Genomic DNA, 21,776 nt, shown 5'->3' on the forward strand with positions numbered 1-21,776 from the left:
AGAAAATCCACTTTTTTTCGCTTTTCTATTCCCTTTTTCGAGAAATTTGGTACAATAGTAGGGGTAAAAAATAAATCATAAAGAAAGGTGAATAATATGCAGGAGTACAAACCATTTAAAGAAGGAAAAGTTCGTCAGGTCTTTGATATCGGAGAAAATCTGGTAATCTATGCAACAGACAGAATTTCCGCATTTGACTATATTCTGAAGAACACCATTACAAACAAGGGCGTGGTCCTTACAAAAATGTCCAAATTCTGGTTTGACTTTACAAAGGATATCGTTCCGAACCATATGATTTCCACAGATGTAAAAGACATGCCGGAATTCTTCCAGAAACCGGAGTTTGAAGGACATGTGATGATGTGCAAGAAGCTGGAAATGCTTCCTATCGAATGTATCGTAAGAGGTTATATTACAGGAAGCGGCTGGGCCAGCTATCAGAAAGACGGCACTGTCTGCGGAATCAAGCTGCCGGAAGGTCTGCAGGAATCAGACAAGCTGCCGGAGCCTATCTACACACCAAGTACAAAGGCTGAGCTGGGAGACCATGACGAGAATGTTTCCTTTGAGGCTACTGTAGAAATCCTGGAGAAATCTTATCCGGGAAAAGGAAGAGAGTATGCAGAAAAAATCCGTGATTATACTCTTGCATTATATAAAAAATGCGCAGAATACGCTCTTACAAAGAACATTATCATTGCAGATACTAAATTTGAGTTTGGTTTAAATGAGAATGGAGAAGTAGTTCTGGGCGATGAAATGCTGACACCGGACAGCTCCAGATTCTGGCCTCTGGAAGGCTACAAGCCGGGACAGGGACAGCCTTCCTTTGATAAGCAGTATGTTCGTGACTGGCTGAAGGCACATCCGGACAGCGATTTCTTACTGCCAGATGATGTGATTGAAAAGACAGTAGATAAGTATGTAGAAGCTTACGAACTGCTTTCCGGCGAGAAATTCTAAAGAGAAAAAGTGCTTTCAATAAAAATTAAAAATGCAGAGATGGAACCCCTCGAAGGCCATAGGCCTTCGGGGGGGTCTTACATAGAAGGATATGGTAGCTGCTTTATTCTGAGCGTATGCCAGGATCTGCCCTGCGGCGGTTTTTATACCGTCCCCAAAGAAACACCAGAGTCATTCTTCCATTATGAGGGATGGGGAGTCTTTAAATCAAAAGAAATCCTGGCCGCTCAGCTCCGCAAAACAGGCCGTAGCATGCCGCTGTTCGCAAAGAGTATATCATATGCGAAACAGATTCTTTTCATTAAAATTTCTCCTATTATCTTATTTATGAAATACATATTGTACTTATTTTCCAGCTTATGCTATAATGACACCGTTGCCCCTCCTATATTGGCACAGGAAGGAGGGTTGTCATATGGGAGATTTTTTCATCACTTTTATTATCTCTGTTACGGCAGGTGTGGCTTGCCACCTCATCTGCAAATGGCTGGACAGAGATAAGAGGTAAAAGCAACCAGCCTAGGGCATAAGCCACCCTGCCAAAACGGAATAGAAAACCCTGGAGACCGCCATCTCCAGGGTTTTCATTTTGCCATATGGGCTTGGGCTTTCATCACTTTTGCCTATTGGCATTATAGCATATGTGCTTTTTCTTTGCAATATACCCTTATACTATAAAAACCCGGAAAACGCATTTATTGTAATTGCAAATTGGATGAGAAACTACTTTCTCAGATTTTTTAAAAGATATCTATTCCCCTAAAACCTCCCGAAAGGCTTCCAGCAGTTCATCATTTTTCTCCGGGCTCATGACGCAGAACCGGATATAAGAGGAATCCAGGAATGGGAAAGTTGCACAGTCCCGGATCATCAGTCCTTTACGGATACAGTGGTCGAAGACCATATCGGAAGTTACATCTTCCCGGAGAATCCTGACCAGGAGAAAGTTGGTGCAGGAGGGGTAGACTTTCACAGTTTTCCAGGAGGACAGAGTCTCATACATCCGCTGACGCTCCTCGGTAATGAGTGCTTTAGTCTTATCAATATAATCTTTATCTGAGAACATAATGCAGCCGGCGATTTCCGCCAGACTGTTGATGGTCCAGGGATTTTTCTTGGTATTGATATACTTCAGAAGATCCGGGTTTCCTGTTACCGCATAGCCCAGCCGCAGGCCGGGAGCGGCGAAAAATTTGGAGATCCCACGAAGGACAATAAGATTGTTATAGTTGTTGGTGAGAGGGATTGAGGAAATCTTGCTTCCTTCAGGAGTAAATTCCTCGTAGGTCTCGTCCACCATTACAGAGATTCCATGCTGGAGGGCGCAGTCCAGGATCTTCCGCATGTCTTTTCTGGCAACAGCGGTGGAAGTGGGGTTGTTGGGATTGCACAGCACCAGCAGATCCAGGCTGTCATTGAGCTGTCTGCAGAAATCCTCCACATCCATCTGGAAATTATTTTCTTCTTTCAGAGGATAGTAGAGAGTATGTCCCCCTTCCAGAGAAATCTCCCGCTCATATTCTGAATAGGTAGGTCCCAGGATCAGGGCTTTTTTAGGATGAGTCGTCTGGATAAAAAGGGAGATCAGTTCTGTGGAGCCGTTGCCCACGATGATGTTTTCAAAGTTTGCCCCGGTATAGGCGCAGATACTTTTCCGAAGCTGAGTGTACTCCCGGTCCGGGTAGCTGGTAATGGCATCTACGTGTTTCGCCAGGGTATCCCGAAGAAGAGGGGAGATCCCCAGGGGATTCACATTGGCGGAAAAACTGGTAATATCTTCTTTCTTTATATGGTATATTTCTTCGATTTTTTCCAGGTCGCTGCCGTGGAAATGGTCTTTATGTTTCAGCATGATAGCACCTCCCTGCAAGGTTTTTCCAAGAGCCATGTCGTGTATTCGAGTTGCACGGCAGACCTTTGTAGTGTATAATCCATAGTAGCAGAATATTGCGGAGAGTTCAATAAAAATATACAGACAGGGTAAGGGTGATAATTTGAAAGCACGAATGGAACAACTGATAAACGGAAGATTTGAATATGAAGTGCCCGGGCTCCTTCTCTCCCAGGAAAAGCTGGTGTTTTCCGTAACGCCGGAGGAAAAATTTAAAGGAGAGCTGCAGTTTGCGGCAGAAGATAAAAGAAGAATTAAGGGAATGGCCTATTCCTCTCACAGGAGGCTGCTCCTTGGAAAAGAAAGGTTCTCCGGAGAGCAGCCGGTGCTGCCCTATGGGGTAGATGCTAAAGGTTTAAAAAGTGGTGATAAAATAGAGGGGGAAATCGTTTTAAGCACCAGTATCGGAGAATACAGGGTGCCTTTTTCGATTGCGGTAAAAACCCCGGAAGTCAGGACTTCTCAGGGGGCTGTACGGACCCTGGAAGATTTCGTGAAGCTGGCAAAAGAAGACTTCAGAGAAGCCTATCAGCTCTTTGTGGAGCCTTCTTTTATCAGTCTTCTGGCAGGTCGGGAGGGTTTGCTCCCCTGTTATCGGGCTATGGTAAAAACCCCTGCGCCCTATCAGAATCTGGAAGAGTTTCTCATAAGCGGTGATTTAAAAGAACCGGTAAGTCTGAGCCTGGAAAGGGACAGTCTGGAGCTTTATGAAGTTCAGTCTTCTTTAAAGGACACCCTGAGGATACGCCGCAGCGGCTGGGGCTTTTTAAGAGCGGAGATTTCTGTAGAAGGAGATTTCCTGGAAGTAGAGAAAAAGAATATTCACGACGGGCACTTTATCGGAAGTGTCTATGAACTGGAATATATCATCCGCCGGGAGTATCTGGGAAGAGGGAATAATTTCGGCAGGATCCGGATTAAAACAGTATACCAGACCCTTACCTATGAGATTATGGCCTCTAAGGGGAAGAAGCTTCAGGTAAATGTGGCTTCTTATGAGAAGAAGAAATGTTTGGAAGCCTCCAAAGATTTCCTTATGATGCGGATTGGAAAACTGCCTCTGGAACAGTGGGGTGCCAGGACAAAGGAACTGCTGGCAGATATGAAGGATAAGGGCTACTATTCTGTGGAATGCCAGCTGTTCGAAGCTTATGCAGCAGTTCTGGATAAGCGGCCTTACGAGGCAAAAATCCTCTTGGATTCCCTGGAGAATAATCAGAGGGTGAAGAATGAAGAGATTCTGGAAGGGGCCTTTCTTTATCTGTGTGAATTGGCAGGCAGAAGCGTTCTTCCCAGAAAGGAAGTTCTGGAAAGACTCCGCCAGCTTCACCAGAGAAGAAATGACAGCTACCTTCTTCTGGCTATGATCTTTGAGCTGGATTCCCAGGAGATAAGGCCACAGTCCAGAAAGATGTTTCTCCTGGAGGAGGAGTACCGTACAGGATGCAGAAGCCCGTTTCTGTACCTGGAAGCCTGCAGTCTGGCGGCCCAGGACGGCTCTGTGTTCCGGAAGATGAACAGCTTTACCCTTCAGGTCTATATGTTCGCAAAGAAATACGGACTTCTCACAGAGGAGATGGCTTTTCGGGCAGTGGATCTGGCCGGCCAGATGAAGCATTTTTCCAGACCAGTCTATAAGATTCTGGAATACATTTATGACCTGTATCCCTCTTCCCATACTGTGTCAGGAATCTGCCAGCACATTATGAAGGGAGAGCCCAGACGGGAAGAATATTTTAAGTGGTATGAATTGGCAGTAGAAGCAGATCTGAAGATTACAGGGCTCTATGAGTATTATGTGGAGACCATGAGCCGGAACTATCAGAAAGTGCTGCCGAAGGTCATACGGCTGTATTTTGGATATAATAATACATTAAGTGATAACAAGAAGGCATTTGTTTACAGCAATGTGATCCGGAATAAGGAGCTGGATAAAGAGACCTACAACGCCTACCGGAGCAACATGGAAAAATTTGCCTGTGAAAAGATTAAAGAGGGCAGGATTAACGAAGATTTTGCTGTTGTATATCAGGAATTCTGCGTGAATTCCCAAGATGAAAATATAAGAGCAGCTCTGGCCAGAGTGCTCTTTACCTACAGACTGTACTGCGACGATCCCAAGATCCGGAAGGTGATCGTCAGCCATGGGGCTCTTAAAGAAGAGCAGGTTTATCTGTGTACAGACAGGACTGCTTACATTTCTCTGTATACAAAAGATGCAGCAGTTATTTTTGAAGACAGCAGTCAGAGACGCTATGCCGGCACAGTGGACTACAATATCCACAGTCTTTTGGACATTGAGGAGCTGGCGCCTAAACTGGCCAAAGATGGCCTTCGGAATCCGGGTATGCTGCTCCACACCTGCGGAGAATACAGCCATGAAAATCAGGTGACCAGTGAGAATATTTCCAGCTTTCAGGCAGTCCTTAACCAGGAAGTTTTCCGGGAGGATTACCGGCAGGAAATCCGCAGACGCCTTCTGATGTATTATGAGACAAATATGGATAACCGGAATCTGAGAGAGTCTCTCAGAGAAATGGATTTCCGGGGATTTGCCAGAGTAAATAAAAGCCTTCTCATCACCATCCTGGTAAAGCAGGACATGTTTGTGGGAGCCTATGACTTAATCTGTGAGTATGGTTATGAGGAAATAGAAATGCCCATCCTCCTCAGACTCTGCAGCCAGATGATCCTGAACCTGGAGTACGAATACGAGGAAGAACTGCTGCTTTTGACAGAATACATTGTAAAAAAGGGGATTTACGATGAGGTGCTTCTAAGATATCTGGTAAAACACTTTGAAGGCCCTGTAGAGGAAACCCTGAAACTGTGGAAACGAGCCATGGGATTTGGGGTGGATTGTTACCAGTTAGAAGAAAAAATCCTGGTGTACAGTATGTTTACCAGGTGTTATCCCCAGGAAGGACTTACAGTTTTGAAGGAGTATATCCGTCAGGGAGGCAGAGAACAGGTGATCCTGGCCTATCTGACCTTTGAATCTTATGGATATTTTGTGGGAGGAAGACAAGTAGATCCATTCCTGTTCGAAGCCCTGGAAAAGATTACGGAAAAAGACTGGGAGAGCGATATTATCTGCCGTCTGGCCCTTTTGAAAAACTATGCATCTGAGAATGAATGGAATCAGGAAAGAAAGGAAAGGGCGGAAAAAATCCTTCAGGAATGTGCCGGCCAGCGGCTGAAATTTGCCTTTTTCAGAAACCTTCCTAAGGAGCTTCTCCAGTTCTGCCAGATGGAAGATAAGGTTTTCGTACAGTGCAAGGCAGGTCCCGGGGCTAAGGTCACTCTTCATTACTTTGTAGAAGACTCTCAGGGTACAGGAGAAGAAAGAGCAGAGCCGGTGAAAGAGAGATATCAGGGGATTTATAATAAAGAGTTTGTTTTGTTCTACGGAGAACGGCTCCATTATTACTTTGAAATCAATAGGAAGGGAGAAATTTCCCGAACACAGGAAGAAGTGCTTACTGTAGAAGAAGGAGAGACATCTGGAAGCAGCAAATATCAGATGCTCAACGCTATGCTGAAAATGAAAGACCAGGGCCGGCAAAAAGAGCTGGAAACCATGACCGCAGAATACGTAAAGAAGGAATATCAGGCTTCTGCCCTGTTTCCCCTTATGGACTAAAGGAGGCGAGAGAATATGAATGAGACAAGAAACATCATTGCAGGACTGGAAATCGGAAAAGAACAGTCTCAGCTCTGCTATTTTGACCGGAAAGAGCGGGAGCCTATCTCTGTTTCCGTAAAGGCAGGCAGCAATCAGTATCTCTTTCCAACTCTGCTGTCCAAGAGGCAGGGAAAAGAAATCTGGCATTATGGGATAGAAGCGGAATATTTTTCCAGACAGGAAATGGAACTTCCAGTAACAGGCCTGCTGGGAATCTGGAATCAGGACCAGGAAGTGGAAATAGACGGTGAAAAATATACACCGGGAAAACTGATGGAAATTTATCTCAGAGGGTGCATCTCGCTTCTGGGGATCGGAGAGCCGGTACGGCAGATCAAGGCAGTGATGGTTACTGTTCCCAGGCTTTCTCCTGCTGTTATCCAGGCGGTTTATCAGGCAGGAGCTCAGATGGGATTTTCCAGAAGTCAGATCTGGGTCCAGGATTATGATGAGAGCTTTTATTATTATGTAATGAATCACAGGAAGGACAACTGGACCAGGAAGATTGGCTGGTTTCTTTTTGAAAAAGATAAGGTGTCTTTTGCCAGACTGGTGGTGGATAACCAGCGGAGACCGGCAACGGCATGGATCGAGCATGGAAAGAGCGCAGAGCTTGCCCAGGACCCTCAGGAAAGAGATGAGAATTTTTTCCGTCTGATTTCTCAGTCCTGCGGAAACGATACTTATTCCAGCATTTATATGGTGGGAGATGGGTTTGACCAGGAGTGGGCAAAACGCTCTACCCCTTATCTCTGCCGGAATCAGCGCCATGTATTTTACGGCAATAACCTTTATGTAAAAGGGGCCTGCTACGGCGGCAAGGAGAAATGCGGAGAGGAAAATCTCAAGGGATATCTTTATCTCAGCCCTTCTCTGGTAAGAAAAAATGTGAGCATGGATGTGATTACAGGGGGCTCTCTGAAATCATATCTGCTGGTGGAAGCAGGGAAGAACTGGTATGAGATCCATACCTATCTGGAGATAATCTTAGATGATAAGGAAGACTTGGAATTTACGGTGATCCCCATGGAAGGCGGCGCCAGGACCAGATTTTCCATGAAGCTGCCGGGACTTCCAAAACGCCCCAACAAGACCACCAGGATTGGCCTGACGATCTATTATGAATCAGAAGAGATGTGCGTGGTCCGGGCTGAAGATATGGGATTTGGAGACCTTTATCCTTCTTCAGGAATGGTCTGGACAGAAAAGGTATCGTGGTAAAGGAGGCGCACAATGGGAAGTTATATTTTATGTCAGGTGAAACGGGCCTCTATGCCCTATTACATTGAGAACATCAGTACAAACATCTACAGCATTGAAGAGCTGTGTTATTATTTTTACCACAATATTTATCTTTTAGATGAAACAATCTTAAATGAGCATCTGTGTGACTGGATACGGAAGGAACTGGGACTGGAAAGACTTTACCGGAGGTTGTATAAGGTGCTGGAAGACGAGGAAGGAACCTCAGAATTTATTCTGGCGGTGTTTAAAGAAATCAATTATCTGTCCCACCAGGAGTTTAAGAAGCTCAATGAAAATCTGAACCTGCTTCAGCAGCAGCCGGCAGTCCAGAGAGAGAAGAAAAAAGGAGACTATCTGGTAGAGAATAAAATGTATGTAAATGCCCTGCGGATTTACGAAAATGCGCTGAGAAAAGAGGATAAAGAAGGCCTGGGACAGCAGTTCAACGGAGGGATCTACCACAATATGGGCTGTGCCTATATGTATCTTTTCCAGTTTAAAGAGGCTTCTGAATGTTTCCTGAAGGCCTACAGGCTTCTGAACACCCGGCAGGCTCTGAAACATTATCTTACGGCCTGCTGTCTGATGGATGAAAGTTCTTTTTCCAGCATCTGCCGGGAAATGGAAGCCTCCGGGGAGCTGGAAGAAGAGGTAAGGAACAGTCTGAAAGAGGCGGGAGAACAGGCGCCGCCTCCCCAGGGAGAGCCTCAGGAACTTTTGGGACAGTTTATCCGTGATTATCACCGGAGCACAGGCTTTTAGTGTTGTGTTTTTTTCGATGATGATATATAATGCAAGAAGTTTTGAAAAAAGAAAGCAGAGAGGTAGATAGTATGAGTACAGACAGATATGTAAGTCCATTGTCCGAGCGTTATGCCAGCAAAGAAATGCAGTATATTTTTTCTCCGGATATGAAATTCCGCACCTGGAGAAGACTGTGGATCGCTCTGGCAGAGACAGAGAAAGAGCTGGGACTGAACATTACCCAGGAACAGATCGATGAGCTGAAAGCCCATGCAGACGACATTAATTACGATGTTGCCAAAGCCAGAGAAAAGGAAGTGCGCCATGACGTAATGTCTCATGTATATGCTTACGGCGTACAGTGCCCCAAGGCGAAGGGAATCATTCATCTGGGCGCTACAAGCTGCTACGTAGGAGACAATACAGACATTATCGTTATGACAGAGGCATTAAAACTGGTTCGGAAAAAACTGCTCAATGTGATTGCCGAGCTGGCTAAATTTGCCGATGCAAATAAGGACCTTCCTACACTGGCATTTACTCATTTTCAGCCTGCACAGCCTACGACAGTTGGAAAAAGAGCTACTTTGTGGATGCAGGAATTTTTAATGGATTTAGAGGATCTGGACTATGTGCTCAGCACTATGAAACTTCTGGGCTCTAAAGGAACTACAGGAACTCAGGCCAGCTTCCTGGAGCTTTTTGACGGAGCTCAGGAGACTATTGACAAGATCGATCCTATGATTGCTGAGAAAATGGGATTCAAAGCCTGCTATCCTGTATCCGGACAGACTTATTCCAGAAAAGTAGATACCAGAGTCCTGAATATTCTGGCAGGAATTGCTGCCAGCGCCCATAAATTCTCCAATGATATCCGTCTTCTTCAGCACCTGAAAGAAGTGGAAGAGCCTTTTGAAAAGAGCCAGATCGGTTCCTCTGCTATGGCTTATAAGAGAAATCCTATGCGCAGCGAGCGTATTGCCTCTCTGTCCAGATTTGTAATGGTAGACGCATTAAATCCTGCGATCACCTCTGCTACCCAGTGGTTTGAGAGAACCCTGGACGATTCCGCCAACAAACGTCTTTCTGTTCCGGAAGGATTCCTGGCTGTTGACGGTATCCTGGATCTGTGCCTGAACGTAGTGGACGGACTGGTGGTATATCCTAAGGTTATTGAAAAACGGTTAAGAAGCGAGCTGCCTTTCATGGCTACAGAGAACATTATGATGGATGCTGTAAAGGCAGGAGGGGACCGTCAGGAACTTCACGAAAAAATCCGTGAGCTGTCTATGGTTGCAGCAAGAAATGTAAAGGCAGAAGGAAAAGAGAATAATCTTCTGGAGCTGATCGCTGCTGATCCAGCTTTTAATATGTCTTTGGAGGACCTGGAGAAGACCATGGATCCTGCAAAATATACAGGACGGGCTTCTGTACAGGTAGACGCTTTCCTGAAGAACGTGGTAAATCCTGTGCTTGAGGCTAACAAAGAGGTCCTTGGCATGACAGCAGAGATTAATGTATAAGCAGGAAAACAGTGACCGGGATAACTGAATAATACCATCAATGAAATAAAGAAAAATGGATAAGGCTGCCTGAAGAAAAGCAGGAGAGGAAAGCAACTGGTATTTCCTTGTCCGGCTTTTCGGGCGGCCTTTTTCCTTCCAGAAAAGGAGAGAAATATGAGAGATAAAAGCAAGGGGAATCCCCGGGCACTGCTGCCCATCGGGGTGTTTCTGGTAATCTTTTTAGGCGCAGGGATTTTGTCCGGGGATTTCTATACAATGCCTGCTATTGTAGGATTCCTGATCGCCTTGACCGTAGCTTTCTGCCAGAACCGGCGGCTGCGGTTTGCAGATAAACTGACTATTATATCTAAAGGTATCGGAGAAGAAAATATTGTGACCATGTGTCTGATTTTTCTGGCTGCAGGTGCTTTTTCAGGAACTATCAGTGCAGCGGGAGGAGTAGAGAGTACCGTAATTCTGGGACTTTCCCTGATGCCTCCTTCTGTGGCGGTAATGGGGCTGTTTATTATCGGCTGCTTTATTTCCGTGTCTATGGGAACCTCTGTTGGGACCATTACGGCCATGGCCCCTATCGGTGTGGGAATTGCCCAGGAAACAGGTCTGGGAGCTCCTCTCTGCCTGGGAGCCGTGGTCTGCGGAGCCATGTTCGGAGATAATCTGTCTATGATTTCAGATACCACCATTGCGGCAGTCCGTACCCAGGGCTGTGAGATGAAGGATAAATTTAAAGAAAACTTTCTCATTGTCCTTCCGGCGGCAATTATTACTGCTATAATCTTTTTCTTTGTGGCGAGAGCCCAGTCAGGAAATCTTGTGCTGGATAAATCTTCCTATGAGTATGAGATCATAAAGGTAATCCCCTATCTGGTAGTGCTTATCGGGGCTCTTATTGGAGTCAATGTGTTTGTGATCCTTATTGCAGGAACTATTTTGTCTGCCATTGTAGGAGTGGCTACGGGAGCCTTTGCCTTTGGAGAACTGTTCCAGAAAATGGGAGAGGGCGTTACCAGCATGTATGATATTACCGTAATCTCTATTATCGTGGCGGCTATTGTGGCTCTGGTCCGGGAATACGGAGGTATTCAGTTTATTTTAAATGTGATCAAAAGCAAAATCAGCGGAGCCCGGGGAGGAGAATTCGGCATATCTGTCCTGGTGTTTTTAGTAGACTGCTGTACAGCGAATAATACAGTAGCCATTGTTATGGCAGGGCCTATTGCAAAGGAAATCAGCGACGAATTTCATATTTCCCCTAAGCGCAGCGCCTCTCTTCTGGATATTTTTGCTTCAGTAGGACAGGGTGTTATTCCTTACGGTGCTCAGCTTCTTACAGCAGCAGGAATGGCGGCTATATCTCCTGTGGAGATCATGCCTTATCTTTATTACCCCATTTTAATGGGAGTCAGCGCCGTGCTGTTTATTTTATTCAGGAGCAGGAAAAATTAATCCCTTCTGTAGTGGTGATAGAGAAAATTTTATAAAGAGAATATGAAAGCGGTCTATCTTGTAGGATGGACCGCTTTTCCATGCCTGCTGCGGGCCAGGTTAAAAATCTATAAAGATAAAATTTTCAGGGAACCTTTTTCCTTACTTATCCATCTAGTCTATGTAAACAGGAAAACTGTTTGAAAATTACCTGGCCGGGTATGAAGGAAAAAGATAGCAGAGGAGAGACCATGAAGAAAGAGGAGTTTATAGAAGAAGTAAGGGCGGTGGAAGAAATGCTGTATCACACAGCTCTTTCTGTTCTGCGCAATGAGACGGATACGGCGGATGCAGTCCAGGAAGCTCTTCTGAAGGCCTACGAAAATCTGCCTTCTCTCAGAGAAGAGCGGTATTTCAGAAGCTGGCTTGTGCGGATCTTTCTGAATGAATGTTACAGGATTCAGAGACATCAGAAGAAGATCTTAGCTTATGAGGAGTATATGGATCAGGAAGAGGCAGAGCAGGCGGCTTCTTATTCGGAGCTGTATCAGGCAATCCTGCTTCTTCCAAGAGAACAAAGAGTAGCAGTATCACTGTTTTATATTGATGGATTTTCTATTGAAGAAATTTCCAGGATCACGGGAACAAGAAAATCTACAGTGAAGACCCGCCTTTACAGGGCAAGAACCAGACTCAGAGAGCTTTTAGGAGATAAGGAGGAAGTGACATGCTGAAACGGGAAAAATGGAGTGGGCCAAATCCGGACGCTGCTTTTCACAGAAAATTTGAAGATATATTGGAACAAATAGAACAGAAACCAGAGCCGGTAAAGAAGAAAAACTTTTTAAAAACAGGAGCAGCCATAGGCGGAACAGTGGCAGCCTGCGGAGTGTTGTTTTTCGGAGTATGTGCGGCAAATCCTGTATGGGCATCGAATCTGCCTGTTGTGGGAAGTATTTTTAAATCCCAGGCGGAAAAGCTTCAGTACAAAGGGGATTATGAAAACTATGTAAAGCCTGCAGGAGAAGCAGGGGGATCCCTTACTGCCAGCAGTAGCGGGATTACAATGACGCTTTCAGAAACTTACTGCAGTCCAGAGGCGTTGTACATTTCCTATGTGATGGAGTCGGAGACACCTTTTGAGGAGACACGAGAGGAAAGCACAGGACCTGTATTGATTTTGGAAGGGCAGGCGGAGTACAGCTTTGAATCGGAGACGGACTATGTTTTTGCCTATCCTACAGGAGACTATGTGGATGACTACACATATGAGGGTGTGGTCCGTTTGGATCTGCCAGGCAGAGGAGCAGAAGCAGGAGAAAATATCCAGGTAGACCTGAAGATCAGCCAGGTGGTAGGAGATTTGAAAAATCCGGATACTCTTGACATAGGATATACCCAGGAGGAACTGGAAGCTATGTCGGATGAGCAGTGGGAGAAAGCAATGAAAGAGATTGAGACTGCCGCCCAAGAAGAAGGCTGGGATACCTGGCCGAATACTCATGAGCAGTGGTTTGTAGAAGGCAACTGGGAGTTTCAGATAGAAGTAAGCCCTGACGATTCCAGGGTACAGACTGTAGAGATCAATGAGACAAATGAACAGGGGATCGGCCTGGAATCTGTGATGGTAACACCTTTTGAAATTTCGGTAAAGGAACTCTATACAGGAGAAGCGGATCCGGCAGATTATTACGCTGCTCTGTTGGATGCAGAGGGCAAAATGATCCGGATGGCAGAGGGCAACTCTGAAGCCCTCCCCATATATGGCCATGATATTTCTACAGTAACTGTTTATATCTGCGATTATGTGGAATATATGGATGAGCTCAAGGGGCAGGCAGACCAGCCGGGATTTCAGGAACTGCTGGAAGAACGGGCAGTGTATAAAAAAGAAGTACATTTTGAAGAGCAGGATTAAGGGGAAAGCCATGTATAATTTTTTAAATACAGGATACCCTGAGTTGGAATAACAGAAGCAGCAGTTTAGAATCCAGATATAAGAATCAATAGCTGGCTGCTTGCAGCGAGTTATTGATTTCTGTCGGAAAATGTAGTATGATACTGTAGTAATTGATAAGATTTATCAAGTCTTGAAAGCAGGAGGAATTAAGAAATGGTAAAAGCAGTAGTAGGGGCCAACTGGGGTGACGAAGGAAAAGGTAAGATTACCGATATGCTTGCGCAGGAGTCGGACATCATTGTCAGATTTCAGGGTGGCGCCAACGCAGGTCATACGATTGTAAATAATTACGGGAAATTCGCACTTCATACCCTTCCTTCCGGTGTGTTTTACGACCATACTACCAGCGTGATCGGAAACGGTGTGGCGTTGAATATCCCGGTACTGTTTAAGGAGATTCAGTCAATTGTGGAGAAGGGCGTTCCTATGCCAAAGATCAAGGTGTCTGACAGGGCACAGATGGTGATGTCCTATCATATTAAATTTGATGAATATGAGGAAGAACGTCTGGGAAAACATTCTTTTGGCTCCACAAAATCAGGAATCGCACCTTTCTATTCAGATAAATACGCAAAGATCGGCTTCCAGGTCAGCGAACTTTTTGAAGATGAGGCAGAGCTTCGGGAGAAAGTAGAAAATGTCTGCGAGAAGAAAAATGTTACACTGGAGCACTTATATCACAAACCTGCTCTGAATCCGGACGACATTATGGAAGAACTGCGTCAGTACAGAGAGATGATTGAGCCTTACGTATGTGATGTTTCTCTGTATCTGTGGAACGCCCTGAAAGAGGGTAAGGAAATCCTTTTAGAGGGACAGTTAGGTTCTCTGAAAGATCCGGACCACGGTATCTATCCAATGGTAACCTCTTCTTCTACTCTGGCAGCTTACGGCGCCGTGGGAGCAGGAGTTCCCCCCTATGAGATAAAAAAAGTAATCACTGTATGCAAGGCATATTCCAGTGCTGTAGGAGCAGGAGCTTTCGTATCTGAGATTTTCGGAGAAGAGGCAGATGAGCTGAGACGCAGAGGCGGCGATGGCGGTGAATACGGCGCAACTACCGGACGCCCAAGAAGAATGGGCTGGTTCGACTGTGTGGCTTCCAAATACGGCTGCCGTATCCAGGGAACTACAGACGTGGCCTTTACGGTACTGGACGTACTGGGATATTTAGATGAGATTCCCGTGTGCGTGGGCTATGAGATTGACGGAGAAGTAACTACAGAATTTCCGACAACACATCTTCTGGAGAAGGCAAAACCGGTACTGGAAGTGCTGCCGGGATGGAAATGCGATATCAGAGGCATTAAGAAATATGAAGATCTTCCGGAGAACTGCCGGAAATATATTGAGTTCGTAGAGGAGAAGCTGGGATTCCCCATCACCATGATCTCCAACGGACCAAGCAGAGAGGATATTATCTATAGAAAATAACAGCATATGCCGAGAAGAGGCAATGCAGTTTAGCTGGATAGTCATAAAACAGTAAAATTTAAAAAGAAAATTTTATAAGACTTTAGGAGAGGAGCTGCCGTATTAGTCATATGTCAGGAATATGTATAACTATTCTCGACTTTGATTAATGTGACAGCTCCTTTTATCCTCGATGGACAATGACTTAAATCTTTATATATCTTTGATTTCTGCTGTTCGGCTTATCAGGAATTGTCATCCTGATGAGATTTAATTCAATAGCAGGATGCAGATAATTTCTGCGGAAGCCCTCTCTGGATTTTAGCCCCAACTTTTCCATAAGAGCTTTACTTTTATAAGGAATATCATATTCCATGACTTCAAGCAGCTTTTTAACCTCTTCTGAAAGATGTTCGTTTTCTTCACTGATCTGCACGGAAATTTCATCCAGAATCGCATCAATTTGAGACAACATAAACTCGATAAAAATTGTAGATTCTCCAGCAACATGACACTTAGCAATGGCTTCGTAGTATTCGTCCTGGAACTTCTCAACCTGGCTTTCAATGGGAATATATTCAAATATTGGTTTCCATTTGGAAAGAATAGCCGTGTGCCACAACCTTGCCATTCTGCCATTACCATCTGAAAATGGATGGATAAATACAAACTCATAGTGAAATACGCTGCTCAAAATCAATGGGTGAACATCCTTTCGTGCAGCGTTCATCCAGAAGAACAATTTCTCCATAAGCTGTGGAACAAACTGTGCCGGAGGAGCCATGAAGATGCATTGATCGCCGTTGAAAACACCTTCTTCGCCCGAACGAAAATCACCGGACTCCTCTACAAGGTACTTAGTCATAATCCCGTGGAACTGTTTCAAATGCCGAATATTATAGGGATCAATTTGTGAAAGCCGTTCATACGCAGCATAGGCATTCTTTACTTCTTGGATTTCTTTTTGCTCACCCAGTACAGCCCTTCCGTTGATTACATCTCTGACCTGTCCCAAAGTCAGAGAACTGGCCTCGATCTTCAAAGAGGAATGAATCGATTTGATTTTATTATTCTTTCTCAAATGCGGTTTTGCTTCCAGATTGTTAGTGGCTGTTATGCGCCCTATTTTTTCAGAAATAGATGATACATATGACAGTATTTCATTTGTTATTGTAAAAGGCGGCTTATATTCTCCCATAAAAACACCTCCACAGTCTTACGTATTATCTTGCGTACTATCTTTCTTTATTATACAAGTATCTTAAGAAGATTTCAATGTTCATATCGAATTATATATTTTTCTTTTCCGTTACCATTAGAGAAAAATAATTGATCGGAAATTTATATCCCCCTGCCGGGCTTGTAGGACTGTTAATTTTTTGATAAACTAACCCTCAGTATAGGAGGAGTGTCTGAACCTTTATACACAAAAGAGGGGACAGTCCCTTGCCAAAAACTTGTATTACTTTAGGATAGAACAGAGATAAGGACGGAGAAATGAGCGAAAACGGAATTTTTCAGTTAGGAACTTTCAGTGTAAGACCAGGAGAAAAAGCCAGTGGATTCCTGTCTGTGGCAGATGGAGAATTTCAGCTTCCTGTTACTATTTTAAACGGAGAAGAGCCGGGAAAGACGGTACTGATCACTGCGGGGATCCATGCAGAAGAATATGTAGGGATCCAGGCGGCTGTAGAACTGGCCGACAGGCTGAAAACAGAAAAAATTGCAGGAACAGTAGTGATCGTAAAGGTTATCAACCGGGAAGCTTTTGAAAACAGAAGCGGCAGTTTCGGATATGAGGACGGGAAGAATCTCAACCGGGTATTCCCTGGAAACAGGGAGGGAACCCAGATGGAGCGGCTGGCCTGGGGAATCGAAAAGGAACTTTTTCCTATAGCAGATTATTATATTGACCTTCACAGCGGAGACAGCTATGAACAGCTTGCCCCCTATGTGTATTATGCAGGACAGGCTTCAGAAGAGACGGTAAAAATCTCCAGGGAGATGGCCCAGCAGGTGGACGTACCCTACATGGTCTGCTCTACAGTGGCCAAGGGAGGCTGTTATAACTATGCGGCTTACGCCTACGGGATCCCCAGTATTCTCATTGAAAGAGGAGGCATGGGAGCCTGGACCAGAGAGGAATCCCATTCTACACGGAGGGACGTGCGGAATATCCTCTGCCATCTGGGGGTTTATCTGGGACAGAAAGACTATAGGATCTATTATCCTCTGGAAGTAAGGGACATTATTTACCAGTCTGCTTCCCAGAACGGCCTGTGGTATCCAAACAAAATGCCGGGAGATATGATCCGGGCAGGCGAGGTCCTGGGAATGGTCAAGGATTATCAGGGCCATATTCTGGAAGTGGCTTATGGAGAAAACGATGGGGTGATCCTCTACCAGACAGGAAGTCTTCAGGTAGAAGAATCCGGCCCAATGATCGCCTATGGAAAGATTTCCCGGGAGAAGGATAACCGGAAAGAGCGGATCACCAACTATTGGACAAAACGCAGCAGCGGCTTTAAGGAACAGAGGAAGGCGGAGCTCCATGATCCCATTGCCGAAAGATGGCAGGAAGAGATTGAAAAGTATCTTCCCCAGGGGAATCTGCGGATTCTGGACGTAGGCTGCGGCGCAGGATTCTTTACGATTCTTTTGTCGAAAATGGGACACGAGGTTACAGGAACAGACCTGACTCCGGATATGATCCGCTATGCCAGAGAACTGGCAGAAGAAGAAAATGCCGGCTGTCAGTTTCTGATCATGGACGGGGAAAGTCTCGACTTTGAGGACGAGACTTTTGACGTTGTGATATCCAGAAACCTTACCTGGACTTTGCCGGATACGGCCAGGGCTTACAAAGACTGGCTGCGGGTGCTGAAAAAAGGCGGGATCCTGCTGAACTTTGACGCTAACTACGGGGCGGTAAATTTTGCAGATACTTCTAAACTTCCCAAAAACCATACCCACAATAAACTGGGACTGGATATGATGGCAGAATGTGAGGAGATTAAGCGCCAGCTTCCTATCAGCAGCCGTGTCCGTCCTGCCTGGGATGTGGAGACCCTGGGAAACCTGGGGGTGGAGCAGTTGTCTGTAGATTTCGGCGTCAGCAGGAAAATCTATACAGTAAAAGATGAATTTTATAATCCGGATGCGCTGTTTGCCCTTTTTGCAGTAAAGGCATAAATGAAAAAACCGAGCATCTTAACGGGGGGATGGGGTTATCTCCCCGTATTTTTTTTGCCTGAAAGAAAAGAGAATAGGGAAAAAAGCCGGGATTTCAGGGATCTGCAGGAAGGACCGGACAGACACAAAAAACTGAAAAACGGAACCCCTGACCGGGCTTGTGGCGAAAAAAAGCAGATGCTATACTCCTTCCATACTTAAGAAAGCGAGGAGAAAATGTATGAAAAAGAAACTCATTGCTGCTTTATGCACCCTTGCTGTAAGCGTCGGACTTTTGTCAGGCTGCAGTCAGGGGGCTGAATCAGATGCTGGAAGGGAGACATCTGCACAGGAAGAAACAGCCGGAGGTGCAGCAGAGGAGAATACCCAGAAGGAAGAAGTAGTGGTTACTATGCCCGCAACTTCAGAACCGGAATCCGGCTTTGACCCGGCTTTTGGCTGGGGGGCCGGAGAACACGTTCACGAACCTCTGATCCAGAGTACGCTGACGGTTACTACCCAGGATCTGCAGATGGATAAGGATCTGGCCGCAGATTACAGTGTCAGCGAAGATGGTATGACCTGGACAGTGACCATCCGGGACGATGTAAAATTTACAGACGGGGAGCCCCTTACCGCCCGGGATGTAGCCTTTACTTACAATAACTGTAAAGAAAAAAGTTCAGTAAATGACTTTACCATGCTGGAAGAAGCTGTGGCCGTAGACGATACTACAGTAGAGTTCCATATGACCAGGCCCTATTCCATCTAGCCTTATACCATGGCTATCGTAGGAATCGTTCCGGAACATGCCTATGATGAAAATTATGGACAGAACCCCATAGGTTCTGGCCGTTACATCATGAAGCAGTGGGACAAAGGACAGCAGGTGATTTTTGAGGAAAATCCAGATTATTACGGAGAGGAGCCGAAAATCAAAAAGCTGACAGTTCTCTTTATGGAGGAAGACGCAGCCCTGGCTGCGGCTATGGCCGGAGAGGTAGACGTAGCCCATACGGCGGCTTCTTACAGCGACCAGAGCGTGGAGGGATATGAGCTTTTCAGTGTGCAGACCGTAGATAACAGAGGTTTTAACCTGCCATGCAGTACGCCTCAGGAAAAAGACGGCGTTACCTATGGAAATGAATTTACCTCAGATGTAAATGTAAGAAGAGCCATCAATATCGGCATTGACCGCCAGGAGATGATAGACAATGTATTAAACGGCTATGGAACCGCTGCCTATAGTGTATGCGACAAGATGCCCTGGTATAATCCGGAAAGCGAAGTAGAATATGACCCGGAAGAAGCAAAGAAGATCTTAGAGGACGCCGGCTGGAAGAAAGGTACTGACGGAATCCGCAAGAAGGATGGAGTAAGGGCGGAATTCACTCTGATGTTCAGCAATAGAGATTCTGTACGCCAGGCTTTGGCGGAAGATACGGCCAATCAGCTCCGGGAACTGGGAATTGAAGTGACCACCGAAGGAGTAGGCTGGGATGTGGCTTATGACCGGGCAGAATCAGAGCCTCTTATGTGGGGCTGGGGAGCCCATACGCCTATGGAACTTTATAATATTTACCATACGCTCCCCGATACAGGAATCGGACAGGCAGAATATTCTCCTTATGCCAATGAAACAGTAGACAGGTACATGGATCAGGCTTTGGCGGCGTCTTCTCTGGAAGAGTCTTATGACCTGTGGCAGAAAGCCCAGTGGGATGGAACCACCGGTATTACCCAGGAGGGAGATATCCCCTGGATCTGGCTGTGCAATATTGATCATCTTTATTTTGTCAGAGACGGACTTCAGATTGCAGAACAGAAGATACATCCTCATGGACATGGATGGTCCATTGTAAACAATGTGGACCAGTGGTCCTGGGAATAAGGGAAAATACAGAAGGAGGGAGCAATGGAAGGAAGCTGGCCGAAATTTCTTGCAAAAAATATTTTGAAAATTATCCTGCTGACCATCGGTATCAGCATGATGACTTTTGGATTAATGAAAGCCTCCCCGGTGGACCCTCTTCAGGCGAACGTAGGGCAGGCAGCCCTTGGGTCCATGAGTCAGGAACAGAGAGAAAAACTGGAGGAATACTGGGGCGTTCATACGCCGCCGGCCCAGCAGTATATTTCCTGGGCGAAGGATTTTGTCCGGGGAGATATGGGGATTTCCCTTTTATACCGGCAGCCTGTAACAGAAGTGATCGGAGTAAAATTATCTAATTCTCTGTTCCTTATGAGCGCAGCCTGGGTGATTTCCGGGATCCTGGGCCTTTTTCTGGGTGTAGTGGCAGGTATGAACCGGGGGAAACTGATAGATAAAGCAATCCAGGGATACTGTCTGGTGATTTCCAGTACGCCGGCATTCTGGCTGGCGCTGCTGCTCCTGCTTGTTTTCGGAGTATGGCTTCGGCTGTTTCCCATTGGCCTCAGCGTGCCTATCGGAGTGGAAGCCAGCGGAGTGACCCTGGCAGACCGGATCTATCATGCCATACTCCCGGCGCTGATCTTAAGCATTACAGGTGTCTCCAACATCGCCCTGCACACCCGGGAAAAAATGGCGGATATCATGGAAAGCGATTATGTTTTGTTTGCCAGGATGCGGGGGGAGAAAGGATGGCGCCTGTTTAAATATTACGGGTTCCGGAACGTGCTCCTGCCTGCCATTACCCTCCAGTTTGCCTCCATCAGTGAGATATTCGGAGGCTCTGTGCTTGTGGAACAGGTATTTTCCTATCCGGGTCTGGGACAGGCGGCGGTAGCTGCCGGCCTTGGGAGCGATATGCCTCTGCTGATGGCGATTACCATTGTCAGCGCCCTTTTTGTCTTTGGAGGAAACCTGGCGGCCAATATACTTTACGGACTTATTGATCCCAGGATCCGGAGAGGGGGTAAGGTAAAATGAAGATGTGGAACCGGAGACAGAGAATTCTGATAGGACTGGGCTTTTCTGTTGTTTTTCTGGCAGTAATCTGCATATGGGGAAGCATGAGCACAGAAGAAGCCAGGGTGACAGATTTTTCCAGGAAGAATATAGCCCCCTGCCTGGAATATATTTTCGGCACCGACTGGCTGGGAAGGGATATGCTGGCAAGGACGCTGAAAGGCCTTTCTATCAGTATATTAATCGGTATTTTGGCTGCCGTAGTCAGTGGGTTGGTGGCCCTTATCCTGGGAATTGCATCGGCTGCTATGGGAAAGACGGTGGATACGGTCATCAGTTTCTGCATTGACCTGATCATGGGAATCCCTCATATGCTGCTGCTGATACTGATCTCAGTAGCTTTGGGCAAGGGGCTGAAAGGCGTGGTCATAGGCGTGGCCCTTACACACTGGCCTTCCCTGGCCAGACTGATACGGGCGGAAGTGATCCAGCTCAGGGAGAGCCCTTATATCCAGATTTCCCGCAAACTGGGGAAGAGCAGCTGGTATATTGCCAGGAAACATATGCTGCCTCATCTTGTGCCTCAGTTTATCGTAGGCCTGGCACTGATGTTTCCCCATGCGATCCTTCATGAGTCCAGCATTACTTTTCTGGGATTCGGCCTGTCTACGGAGCAGCCGGCCATTGGTATCGTACTTTCAGAGGCCATGCAGTACCTGATCACAGGAAAATGGTGGCTGGCTTTATTTCCCGGGCTTTTGCTGGTATTTACCGTGGTACTATTCTATATCCTGGGAGAGAGCCTGAGGAAAATGCTGGATCCCGGAAGTATCCATCAGTAAAGAAGCCAGGAGGAGAAA

15 protein-coding genes and 1 pseudogene are annotated in these 21,776 nt (G+C 46.0%); 14 read left to right on the forward strand and 2 right to left on the reverse strand.

What is annotated here, in order from left to right:
• Positions 1 to 96 precede the first annotated feature (96 nt).
• Positions 97 to 966, forward strand: coding sequence for a phosphoribosylaminoimidazolesuccinocarboxamide synthase (locus tag B5G00_RS06030; RefSeq protein ID WP_087270056.1), 870 nt, complete (start codon positions 97 to 99; stop codon positions 964 to 966).
• 751 nt (positions 967 to 1,717) lie between these two features.
• Here the strand turns inward: B5G00_RS06030 and B5G00_RS06035 are convergent.
• Positions 1,718 to 2,818, reverse strand: coding sequence for a pyridoxal phosphate-dependent aminotransferase (locus tag B5G00_RS06035; RefSeq protein ID WP_087270059.1), 1,101 nt, complete (start codon positions 2,816 to 2,818; stop codon positions 1,718 to 1,720).
• Positions 2,819 to 2,960: 142 nt separating this feature from the next.
• On the opposite strand from B5G00_RS06035, the gene B5G00_RS06040 reads away from it, so the two are divergent.
• From B5G00_RS06040 to B5G00_RS06075, 8 genes are all read left to right on the forward strand, one after another.
• A complete protein-coding gene (locus B5G00_RS06040; protein WP_242971291.1) occupies positions 2,961 to 6,500 on the forward strand; it encodes a DUF5717 family protein in 3,540 nt (1,179 codons plus the stop codon).
• Positions 6,501 to 6,515: 15 nt separating this feature from the next.
• A complete protein-coding gene (locus tag B5G00_RS06045; protein WP_087270065.1) occupies positions 6,516 to 7,763 on the forward strand; it encodes a DUF5716 family protein in 1,248 nt (415 codons plus the stop codon).
• A gap of 12 nt (positions 7,764 to 7,775) precedes the next feature.
• Entirely contained in the window at positions 7,776 to 8,549 is a 774-nt protein-coding gene (locus B5G00_RS06050) for a DUF3808 domain-containing protein (RefSeq protein ID WP_087270068.1), read from the forward strand.
• A 71-nt stretch (positions 8,550 to 8,620) separates the two neighbouring features.
• Entirely contained in the window at positions 8,621 to 10,054 is a 1,434-nt protein-coding gene (gene purB, locus B5G00_RS06055) for an adenylosuccinate lyase (RefSeq protein ID WP_087270071.1), read from the forward strand.
• Between the two features lie 156 nt (positions 10,055 to 10,210).
• A complete protein-coding gene (locus tag B5G00_RS06060; protein ID WP_087270073.1) occupies positions 10,211 to 11,503 on the forward strand; it encodes a Na+/H+ antiporter NhaC family protein in 1,293 nt (430 codons plus the stop codon).
• Positions 11,504 to 11,682: 179 nt separating this feature from the next.
• Positions 11,683 to 12,216, forward strand: a complete 534-nt coding sequence (locus B5G00_RS06065; protein ID WP_242971292.1) for an RNA polymerase sigma factor — start codon at positions 11,683 to 11,685, stop codon at positions 12,214 to 12,216.
• On the forward strand, positions 12,210 to 13,400 hold the full coding sequence (locus tag B5G00_RS06070) for a DUF4179 domain-containing protein (protein WP_087270076.1): 1,191 nt from the start codon (positions 12,210 to 12,212) through the stop codon (positions 13,398 to 13,400). Before B5G00_RS06065 ends, B5G00_RS06070 begins: the two co-directional genes overlap by 7 nt.
• Before the next feature lie 195 nt (positions 13,401 to 13,595).
• Positions 13,596 to 14,876 carry an adenylosuccinate synthase gene (locus B5G00_RS06075; protein ID WP_087270079.1) on the forward strand — a complete coding sequence of 427 codons (1,281 nt, stop codon included), beginning with the start codon at positions 13,596 to 13,598 and terminating at the stop codon, positions 14,874 to 14,876.
• Positions 14,877 to 15,060: 184 nt separating this feature from the next.
• Here the strand turns inward: B5G00_RS06075 and B5G00_RS06080 are convergent, their stop codons facing one another.
• A complete protein-coding gene (locus B5G00_RS06080) occupies positions 15,061 to 16,053 on the reverse strand; it encodes a Fic family protein (RefSeq protein ID WP_087270081.1) in 993 nt (330 codons plus the stop codon).
• Between the two features lie 299 nt (positions 16,054 to 16,352).
• Between B5G00_RS06080 and B5G00_RS06085 the strand changes: the two genes are divergently transcribed.
• The 5 genes and pseudogenes from B5G00_RS06085 to B5G00_RS06105 all read left to right on the forward strand — a co-directional run bounded on the left by B5G00_RS06085 (position 16,353) and on the right by B5G00_RS06105 (position 21,758).
• Entirely contained in the window at positions 16,353 to 18,047 is a 1,695-nt protein-coding gene (locus tag B5G00_RS06085; RefSeq protein ID WP_087270084.1) for a M14 family metallopeptidase, read from the forward strand.
• Entirely contained in the window at positions 18,048 to 18,248 is a 201-nt protein-coding gene (locus tag B5G00_RS06090; RefSeq protein ID WP_087270087.1) for a hypothetical protein, read from the forward strand. It abuts the gene before it with no gap.
• A 19-nt stretch (positions 18,249 to 18,267) separates the two neighbouring features.
• Positions 18,268 to 19,917 (forward strand): annotated as a pseudogene (locus tag B5G00_RS06095) (ABC transporter substrate-binding protein).
• 24 nt (positions 19,918 to 19,941) lie between these two features.
• Positions 19,942 to 20,937 (forward strand): ABC transporter permease, encoded by a 996-nt coding sequence (locus B5G00_RS06100; protein WP_087270089.1) that lies wholly within the window; start codon positions 19,942 to 19,944, stop codon positions 20,935 to 20,937.
• Positions 20,934 to 21,758 (forward strand): ABC transporter permease, encoded by an 825-nt coding sequence (locus B5G00_RS06105; RefSeq protein WP_087270092.1) that lies wholly within the window; start codon positions 20,934 to 20,936, stop codon positions 21,756 to 21,758. Before B5G00_RS06100 ends, B5G00_RS06105 begins: the two co-directional genes overlap by 4 nt.
• Positions 21,759 to 21,776: the final 18 nt, after the last annotated feature.

The organism is Blautia sp. An46 (genome assembly GCF_002161645.1).
GTDB classification, from domain to species: domain Bacteria; phylum Bacillota; class Clostridia; order Lachnospirales; family Lachnospiraceae; genus Blautia; species Blautia ornithocaccae.

Bases quoted from the DNA above. Each gene is read 5' to 3' on its own strand.
- B5G00_RS06030 (WP_087270056.1), top strand. From the start codon at position 97: ATGCAGGAGTACAAACCATTTAAAGAAGGAAAAGTTCGTCAGGTCTTT.
- B5G00_RS06035 (WP_087270059.1), bottom strand. From the start codon at position 2,818: ATGCTGAAACATAAAGACCATTTCCACGGCAGCGACCTGGAAAAAATC.
- B5G00_RS06045 (WP_087270065.1), top strand. From the start codon at position 6,516: ATGAATGAGACAAGAAACATCATTGCAGGACTGGAAATCGGAAAAGAA.
- B5G00_RS06050 (WP_087270068.1), top strand. From the start codon at position 7,776: ATGGGAAGTTATATTTTATGTCAGGTGAAACGGGCCTCTATGCCCTAT.
- purB (WP_087270071.1), top strand. From the start codon at position 8,621: ATGAGTACAGACAGATATGTAAGTCCATTGTCCGAGCGTTATGCCAGC.
- B5G00_RS06060 (WP_087270073.1), top strand. From the start codon at position 10,211: ATGAGAGATAAAAGCAAGGGGAATCCCCGGGCACTGCTGCCCATCGGG.
- B5G00_RS06070 (WP_087270076.1), top strand. From the start codon at position 12,210: ATGCTGAAACGGGAAAAATGGAGTGGGCCAAATCCGGACGCTGCTTTT.
- B5G00_RS06075 (WP_087270079.1), top strand. From the start codon at position 13,596: ATGGTAAAAGCAGTAGTAGGGGCCAACTGGGGTGACGAAGGAAAAGGT.
- B5G00_RS06080 (WP_087270081.1), bottom strand. From the start codon at position 16,053: ATGGGAGAATATAAGCCGCCTTTTACAATAACAAATGAAATACTGTCA.
- B5G00_RS06085 (WP_087270084.1), top strand. From the start codon at position 16,353: ATGAGCGAAAACGGAATTTTTCAGTTAGGAACTTTCAGTGTAAGACCA.
- B5G00_RS06090 (WP_087270087.1), top strand. From the start codon at position 18,048: ATGAAAAAACCGAGCATCTTAACGGGGGGATGGGGTTATCTCCCCGTA.
- B5G00_RS06100 (WP_087270089.1), top strand. From the start codon at position 19,942: ATGGAAGGAAGCTGGCCGAAATTTCTTGCAAAAAATATTTTGAAAATT.
- B5G00_RS06105 (WP_087270092.1), top strand. From the start codon at position 20,934: ATGAAGATGTGGAACCGGAGACAGAGAATTCTGATAGGACTGGGCTTT.